Origin of the sequence: Flavobacterium macrobrachii (assembly GCF_014486675.1) — a bacterium.
Taxonomy (GTDB): domain Bacteria; phylum Bacteroidota; class Bacteroidia; order Flavobacteriales; family Flavobacteriaceae; genus Flavobacterium; species Flavobacterium macrobrachii.
The window spans coordinates 1-8,615 of record NZ_JACTAC010000099.1 but is presented as its reverse complement, the minus strand read 5'-3'; the positions used below and the strand labels follow the sequence as shown (position 1 = coordinate 8,615).

The window sequence follows — 8,615 nt, the reverse complement described above, 5'->3', positions numbered from 1 at the left end:
TAAAACAAAAAAAGAACATATATAAACAGTACTTTCTATCGTTTGTATTACAAGTTAATCTGTACAAATCCGTGTAATCCGTGGCAAAAAAAAGTCGGAAGAACCTCTCCCGACTTTAATAGTTAAATCCTAAAAAGTACAATTATTTATTCTCAATAATCCCAGCAACAAGAGCAGTATAAATCGCCTTTTGCGTGTTGCCATTAGCTCCGGCTGTAGCACCAATAATATTAGTCGTTAGCCAATCCCAGTCAAGATCCGTGTTCTTTTTTGGACGCTTTTTCTTCAGATAAACACTATGTCTCGTGATGGAGGTTATCGATAAGATAATAGCTTTCTCATCTAAACTGTAAAGAGTATCACCTGCAATTGTATGTTCATAACCGGTGATGTAATCATAAATTACTGCATAATCCTCACTCGAATGAGTATAATATAACAACTCTTCAATGTAATGGCTTAAACTGATTTTTGCTTTTTCAGATAAATCACTGGATTGCAAAAAATCCTGTAGCGCAATATCGGGTTGACTAAGTAGCTTTTCAAACTCTTGGGGTAAAATTAGCGAACCTGTAAGGGTAGAGAAATAAGGATGCAATGTAGCTTTAGAGTGAAGCAAGGCAACAATACTGTCCGTTTCGGTTGGTAAAGGAGAATGAGCATAATAAGAAGTCAAGATTTCATTATGAATCTTTCCGGCATCATCAAACGGGTTAGAAGGATTAATAGGTGAATTATAACTCTTTTCACTGATTTTGGCTACGCTCAAAGCATTGTTGTTTTCCTTTACGGGAGTATCACAGGATATACAAACCAGTACCAGTAATAGGTACAAATAATAAATTTTCATGTTGAATGTGTTTAAATGTTACTGATAATTTTTTTAATCAGTTCATTTCGCCCGGGGTAATCTGAACAGTATGGATTAGCTTTAACTGTTGTGTTAAAACCATTTTGAATTCGAGCCAAAACTAAATCAGTCCAACAAGCTCCGCAACTCAACTGATAATGGTTTACAGAAAACAAACTAGTCAATTCTAGAATCAACAAATAGCAATGATTGTAGTTTAAAAACAGTTAAGGTCTATATGTGAGCGATATACATTTAATTAAAGTGCCTCTTATCTATTTTTCAGTATATTTATTTTTTACATCTACAAATGGATACTTACAAGGGTAATATTCTGACTTTTAATCATAATTTATTGAAATGAGAAAACTATTCTATCTGATAATACTTATAAAATCGTTGGGGTTAAATGCAGAAAATAAGTATGCTCAGGAAGGAATTGAATCCAAAAAGCTAAGTTTCTCAGAGTATGAAAAAAAAGTCATCAAAAACATAAAAGACACCGCTAAGGCATTGGATTATGCCAATCTATGGCTCAAAGAAGCAAAAAAGAGTAATAATGTGCAGCAACAAGCTTTGGCATACAAAGCCATAATGCATTTGGTTGAAAAGAAGTTCAGAATGATTTATGCCGATAGTCTATTGATCAAAGCAAAAGAAACGAAAAATGACGTCACTATTGGAGGTGTATACCTAACAATTGGCGCAGCTTTCTATGACAATAAAGAATATACCAAAGCACTGGACAATTATATCATAGCGAACAGTTATATTTCAAAAACCGAAGATCAATACTTAATTCACAAGGTAAAATACACCATCGCGCAAACAAAATATTACCTTGGATATTTTGAAGAAGCAATTGCTTTATTCACGGATTGTATTGACTTTTTCAAAGAAGAAAACGAGACTGGTTATTTAAAATCATTGCATGGAATGGCTTTGTGTTACACCCAAACAGGAAGATACGATTTAAGTTCGTTTCACAATTTGCTGGGAATAAAAACATGCAAAGAATTAGAGAACGATGAAATGATACCCTATTTTAAAAACTCCGAAGGAATAAACCAATATAAAATAAAAAAGTATCAGAAAGCGATTAAACTACTGGAGGAAACAGTACCCGAAATCGAAAAAAGGAATGATTATGTAAGCCTGACCATTACGTGGTTCTACTTGGGCAAATGCTTTTGGGAACAAAATGAAAAAGAAAAAGCAGTATCTTATTTCATTAAAACAGATCAGTTAATTACGGAGAAAAATTTTATCCGACCTGATTTACGAGAAAACTACGAACTACTTATAGAGTATTACGGTAGTAATAACAACTTAGAAAAGCAATTACAATACATCAATAAACTTTTAGCAGCAGATAAAATTCTACATAAAAACTACAAATACCTTTCGTATAAAATACACAAAGAATTTGATACAAAGAGCTTGCTAAAAGCAAAACAAGATATCGAAAACAAACTGATTTTCAATGAGAGAATATACACTATTGCGTTTGTCTTTTTAACCACTTCAATAGTCGGAGTAACTATTTGGCATTTTAGAACAAAAAGACGCTACAAACAAAGATTTAATGAAATAATGAAAAACAAACCAGCCGAAGTTTTTCAAGAGCCAGTCCATGCAAATAAATCCAAAACCAACATAAATCCAGAACTAGTAAAAGAAATACTGCAGAACCTTAAAAAGTTCGAAGACAAGAAAAAGTATTTGGAAAAAGACATAAGTTTAGTGAAAATGGCTTCAATGCTAAACACCAATACAAAATACGCATCAGTAATAATTTCACAATACCGCGGTAAAAAATTGACCAATTACATCAATGATCTAAAAATTGACCATGTAGTTGAACTATTAAAAAACCACAACAAGTACAGAAATTACACAAACAAAGCCTTGGCAGAAGAAGTTGGTTTTGGCTCAACCCAAATTTTTACCAAAGCATTCATCAGCCGAAACAAATTATCGCCTACCTATTTTATCAACGAACTAAAAAAACAACAATCCTAAAAATAGTTAGTTGCTATATATTAGTAATGTAATTACTCCCAACTAATTTACTGCTTACTGAACACTTTTTCTTTTCCACTTCGGATATACTTCTGAAATAAAAACAACCAAACCATACAATTTTGCACCATAATCTAGTAAAACATACGTTATGGCAGTCGAAGTTATTACCCGAGAAGACTTAAACGAATTCAGAACACTTCTTTTAAACGACTTAAAAGAAATCATGCATTCCAAAACCCAACAAACCAAAAAGTGGCTCAAATCTAATGAAGTCCGCAAGCTATTAAACATTTCTCCAGGAACACTCCAAAATCTCCGCATCAACGGAACACTAACCTACACTAAAATCGGAGGTATCATGTATTACGACAACGCAGATATTGATAAGTTATTAAATGGAAATAAGGTAAACGCTTTACCTACTCTATTCAAGTAATGTCATTGCGATAGCTTGTACTGAGCGCAGTCGAAGTGAAGCAATCTCATAATCTTCATCAAAGTCTTAATACTTAATACTCCAATCTTAATACTTCCACATGAACTACATCAAAAAACTTAGCGAACCTTGCGAAAACTTTGTGCCCTTAGCGGTTAAACTTTTCACTAATTACTAATCACTCCTCACTAATCACTAGCGAAATGAACTACATAAAACACCTAACCGGCTTTTTCGACCGAGTAGCAAAAGATAAACTACTCAACCCAACCCATGTAAGTTTATACATTGCCTTATTCCAATTTTGGAATTGCAATCGCTTTAAAAACCCAATCAGTATTTCCCGCGATGAAGTAATGCGAATAAGCAAAATCAGTTCGAAAGCAACCTACCACAAGTGCTTGAAGAATTTGCATGCACAAGGCTATATTAAATATGAACCATCCTATAACCCATTCAAAGGAAGCCACGTTTTTTTATTCAATTTTTCCGATGATTTGAAGCCGTTACCAAAAAGTACCAGTTCAAATTCTAAACCAGTAATTGAACAAGTAGTGAACAAGTCTTGTACAAGTGATGAAACAAGTAGTGAACAGGTTAGTGAACAAGTCCTAGTACCTTATATAAACAATATAAACATATCAAACGATTCAAACAATGAAAAGATTGCAAACTTGAACGATCAAGCAAAAAATTTTGAAGATAAAAATAATGCTGAAGATAAAATTGTCATCCCGAGCGTGTCACATCGAGCGCAGTCGAGATGCGAGGGAACTCAAAAAGAAAAAAAGTTGCGTAAAAAAAAGAAAAGTTTCATTGAACCAGACTTTCAGGAAATAAAATCCTATTTCCAAGAAAACAACTTCTCAGAACTTGAAGCACAAAAATTCTTCAATTATTTCTCCAGCATCGGTTGGCTAGTTGGCGGTAAAACTCCCATGATCGATTGGCAAGCCGCAGCACAAAACTGGATACTAAACAGCGTCAATTTCAATCACAATAACGACACAACACCGACAAATCGACCAAAATACCTCAACACCACAACCGATAAAAACTATGCCGAACCGCTTTAGTCATTGAAAGGCACAAAGCAATCTCATTCCGTCACTTCGAGTAATTTTTAAGTTTTTCACTTAAAAATTGTATCGAGAAGCTTTAAAATAATATGGAAAACGAAATAAAATCCCATTACAGCTATTCAGAAGTCATAGTATGGCTAGAAAAAAAAGGCGTCGAACTATACGGCAATCATTTCAAAATTATAGAAACGGATTACCCAATCGTGTACAAACTTATTGCCTATTTCATGAAAGACGAACCAACTTGTTTTCAATTCAATATCAATCTCAATAAAGGAATTCTACTTTCTGGTCCAATCGGCTGTGGCAAAACCTCATTAATGAACCTAATGAAATACCTAACCCCAATAGAACACAAATTCTACGTAAAACCCTGCCGTGACATTAGCTTCGAATTCATTCAAGACGGCTACCAAATCATACATAAATACAGTATCGGCAAACTCTACCAATCCGAACCAAGAACCTATTGTTTTGACGATTTGGGAACAGAAAACAACCTAAAATATTTTGGAAATGAGTGTAATGTAATGGCAGAAATTCTATTAAGCAGATACGATCTATTCATCTCTAAAAAACTAAAAACACACATCACCACAAACCTATCAGCCACAGAAATAGAAACCCATTACGGCAACCGAGTTCGTTCACGATTAAGAGAGATGGTAAACCTAATTGCTTACGATAAGTCAACACTTGATAAACGCTAACGTCAGTTCGAGTGTTTCAATAAAATTGCGATTAGCTATTTTATTGAAATGTATCGAGAACCTTTCATATAACCGAATAACCAAATGAACACAATAACCAATTTCTGGAACTACTTTCAACAAAACAACTTCGTTTTCCTACTCTTAAACGAAATCCCAAAAGGAGAACTAAAAACCCATTTCGACAAACTTATCGAAATGCTCCATCAATACAACCAAGACCTGGATATCATCATCAAAAACAAAACAAAAGGAGGTGAATTAATTATCACCGCAAACGGAAATCCTTACCTCTTCAAAGAAGTAGAATTACTAGTCCATCATGCACCAGTTGTAGAACGTTGGAAAATAACTGCATTTCTGCAACCCGAAACCAACTTAATCAAATACGAAAACGGCACCGACAAACCACTTGACTATTACGGCATCACTTTACGAATAAGCGAAATGTATTTCATTCCATTAGAAAACCCAAACAGACCAACCGATTTAGGAATAAAAGTGTTGCTCAAAAATTATATAGTATATGAAAACAATCCAAGACTTCGGGAAGCAGTTTACGTCCACATTGAACACTTAATTGGAGAAAAAGCTTTTGCGAATGACCTATTCTTTATCGAAATAGACCAACTAAAAAACGAAGATTTAGAAGACAATTGTGTACTTGAATTATACAATTTAAAGTTTTTTATTGACTCCATTGAATACGATTAAGTTTCGGCAATAAATGCTGTTTACTGCCAAAGCTTAACTGATAAAAAAGATGTTTAGTAGAAAAATAATCAGGTTTATCCTGACGAAATAACTATGAATGATAATATTCCATATCCCAATGTTCGATATCTGTCCCAATTTTTGACCAAATTTGGGACAAAATAGAGTAGTAACAACAAGAAAGTAGGTAGAAAAGGTGGGTAGATAATTAACCTAAAATCACTTTATATCATATTGCTAAGCTACTGATTTATTAAATATTAAAAAATAATCATTTTCAATTCAAGAGAAATTAACATCTAAAAGTGGGTAAATAAGTGGGTGAAAAAAATTGAAAAGTAAACACCTAAGAAACAAAACAATAAACCCGTTTTTACACAATAAACCACATTAGTTTACTATCAATATTTTAGTTTATCGTTTGCAATACAAAGTATATCATAATACGAAACAAAAGAAATCGGCTATATAACTTTGGCAAAAAGTAGGTTTTTTGCCAAAGTTATACCACAATTAAAAACCATTATGTTTGTTATTTCAAACATAAATAGTACATTTGTTCAGAATAACAAACATTTGATATGGCGACAACCAGTAAAAAGCAATCCGTTTTTCCAAAATACGAGAAAGTACTAGAGCAGATGGGAGAAAATGTAAAGATGGCTCGTAAAAGGCGAAAACTTACGATGATTCAAGTGGCGGAAAGAGCTGATATTGCGAGGTCAACTTTACACCTAATTGAGCAAGGAAGTCCAAGTGTGGCTATGGGTGCTTATTTCAATGTACTCCGGGTGCTAGGCCTACAGGATGATTTCCTAAAACTAGCTGCAGACGACGAACTGGGAAGAAAACTCCAAGACCTCGAACTTTTAAAATAACTAGTAAGATATAAATGAAACGTCAGTTCGAGTGATTTTCACGCAATGAAATGGAGTGAAAATTGTATCGAGAACCTTTTAAATTAAAAAATACAACCGTCTAAAATGTCCACAAAAACTGATATATACGTTTACGCTCATTGGATTGGAATGCAAGAACCAAAGATAGTTGGTATTTTGTCTGCACAACAAGCCAAAGGCAAGAAAGCATTTAGCTTTGAGTACGATAAGGAATGGCTCAAATCAGGACAACAATTCTTACTTGACCCCGACATACAATTGTATGGTGGGCCACAATATCCAAATCAAAAAGAGAACTTCGGAATTTTTCTCGACAGTATGCCCGATACTTGGGGTCGCACACTTATGAAACGTAGAGAAGCTCAACAGGCAAAAGAGAAAAAAGAAAAACCGAAAACACTCTATGACATAGATTACTTATTGGGAGTTTACGATGAAAGCCGTATGGGAGCATTACGTTTTAAAATAGATCCCAATAGAGATTTTTTAGATAATAACAAAACAGTTCCCACACCACCTTGGTCGTCCATTAGAGAATTACAAAATGCAGCACATATCTTCGAAAATGACGTACATAATGAAGAAGTAAATCGATGGCTATCGGTATTGATGGCACCAGGTTCTTCATTAGGTGGAGCACGACCTAAAGCCAATATTCTAGACGCAGATAAAAGTCTTTGGATTGCCAAATTTCCATCCAAAACAGATACCATTGACAAAGCTGCTTGGGAATTTTTAGCGTATCAATTGGCAACTAAGGCTGGTATTGAAATGGCACCTTGTCGTATGGAAAGAATTTTAGGCAAACACCATACCTTTTTCACAAAACGCTTCGACCGTGAAAACGGAGAACGAATCCACTTTGCATCTGCAATGACAATGACAGGAAATAACGAAGACACCATTCGAGACAACCAAGCAAGCTACTTAGACATAGCAGAATTCATCAGTAATCACGGAGCAAACATAGAAGCCAACCTACACCAACTATGGAGAAGAATAATATTTAACATAGCCATTTCCAACACCGATGATCATTTAAGAAACCATGGATTTATACTAACCAAAGAAGGTTGGATTTTATCTCCGGCTTATGACCTCAACTCCTCAATAGATAAGGACGGTCTAGCCTTAAATATTGATGCTGATAACAATGAATTGGATTTCGATTTAGCAAAAAGTATAGGTGAATATTTTCGATTAAACAATAATCAAATGGAGGAAATTATCCAACAAGTCTTAAGAGTTACAAACAAATGGAAAACAATGGCAAATGAAATCGGAATTTCCCGTAACGAACAAGAATTGATGGAAAAAGCGTTTAAACTATAAACAATAATGAGAATCATTCATTTTGCAGAGACATTAAGAGAATTATAAAAAACAGATAACAATTTTAAAGAGCTTCAGAAAAAATTACTTCCTACAAATAAATCTACACAAGAAGGAGTTCCATTTGTAGAAATAGCTGATACATTTGTTCGCTAAAAATTTAAAGTTAGTTTTCCTGTAGAAAATAATATTGATAAATCCCCTGATATAAAAATTAAAGCTACTGACACTAATGATTTTTTTTCATTGAAGTTTCATCACTCAATGAAAACCAAGAAAGAATCACAACAAGAGATAATTATTATTTCTTTCATAAAAATTTTCATTACCTACCTTCATATTATAGTTTGGTAACTATATACAAGTTTACGATATTTAAAAACATATTTAGGTGTAGTAGTACATTCTAAAATTGTAGATAATAATAAAGAGGAAGTAATTACTATCGATAAACATATTTATAGAAAAAAAGTTATAAAAGACCTAAGCTATGAATCATTATACATAATAAGAATTCTGAATTATTGATTTCTAATGAAACTTTCAAAAAAAGTATATAAAACATTT

Annotated in this window: 8 protein-coding genes; 7 read left to right on the top strand and 1 reads right to left on the bottom strand. The window is 33.5% G+C overall.

Features of this window, described 5'->3' with window-relative positions; all coding sequences use genetic code 11:
• Positions 1 to 142: 142 nt before the first annotated feature.
• Positions 143 to 850 carry a hypothetical protein gene (locus IAI56_RS14675; RefSeq protein WP_187658580.1) on the bottom strand — a complete coding sequence of 236 codons (708 nt, stop codon included), beginning with the start codon at positions 848 to 850 and terminating at the stop codon, positions 143 to 145.
• A gap of 360 nt (positions 851 to 1,210) precedes the next feature.
• Between IAI56_RS14675 and IAI56_RS14670 the strand changes: the two genes are divergently transcribed.
• The 7 genes from IAI56_RS14670 to IAI56_RS14640 all read left to right on the top strand — a co-directional run bounded on the left by IAI56_RS14670 (position 1,211) and on the right by IAI56_RS14640 (position 8,048).
• Complete coding sequence (locus IAI56_RS14670; RefSeq protein WP_187658579.1) at positions 1,211 to 2,872, top strand: helix-turn-helix transcriptional regulator; 1,662 nt, start codon at positions 1,211 to 1,213, stop codon at positions 2,870 to 2,872.
• A 151-nt stretch (positions 2,873 to 3,023) separates the two neighbouring features.
• Positions 3,024 to 3,311, top strand: coding sequence for a helix-turn-helix domain-containing protein (locus IAI56_RS14665; RefSeq protein WP_187658578.1), 288 nt, complete (start codon positions 3,024 to 3,026; stop codon positions 3,309 to 3,311).
• Between the two features lie 203 nt (positions 3,312 to 3,514).
• Positions 3,515 to 4,387 carry a transcriptional regulator gene (locus tag IAI56_RS14660; protein WP_187658577.1) on the top strand — a complete coding sequence of 291 codons (873 nt, stop codon included), beginning with the start codon at positions 3,515 to 3,517 and terminating at the stop codon, positions 4,385 to 4,387.
• A gap of 92 nt (positions 4,388 to 4,479) precedes the next feature.
• Positions 4,480 to 5,103, top strand: a complete 624-nt coding sequence (locus IAI56_RS14655) for an ATPase (RefSeq protein ID WP_187658576.1) — start codon at positions 4,480 to 4,482, stop codon at positions 5,101 to 5,103.
• A gap of 84 nt (positions 5,104 to 5,187) precedes the next feature.
• A complete protein-coding gene (locus IAI56_RS14650; protein ID WP_187658575.1) occupies positions 5,188 to 5,817 on the top strand; it encodes a hypothetical protein in 630 nt (209 codons plus the stop codon).
• Positions 5,818 to 6,398: 581 nt separating this feature from the next.
• Positions 6,399 to 6,695, top strand: coding sequence for a helix-turn-helix domain-containing protein (locus IAI56_RS16330; RefSeq protein ID WP_140996399.1), 297 nt, complete (start codon positions 6,399 to 6,401; stop codon positions 6,693 to 6,695).
• Between the two features lie 105 nt (positions 6,696 to 6,800).
• Positions 6,801 to 8,048 (top strand): type II toxin-antitoxin system HipA family toxin, encoded by a 1,248-nt coding sequence (locus IAI56_RS14640; protein ID WP_187658574.1) that lies wholly within the window; start codon positions 6,801 to 6,803, stop codon positions 8,046 to 8,048.
• Positions 8,049 to 8,615: the final 567 nt, after the last annotated feature.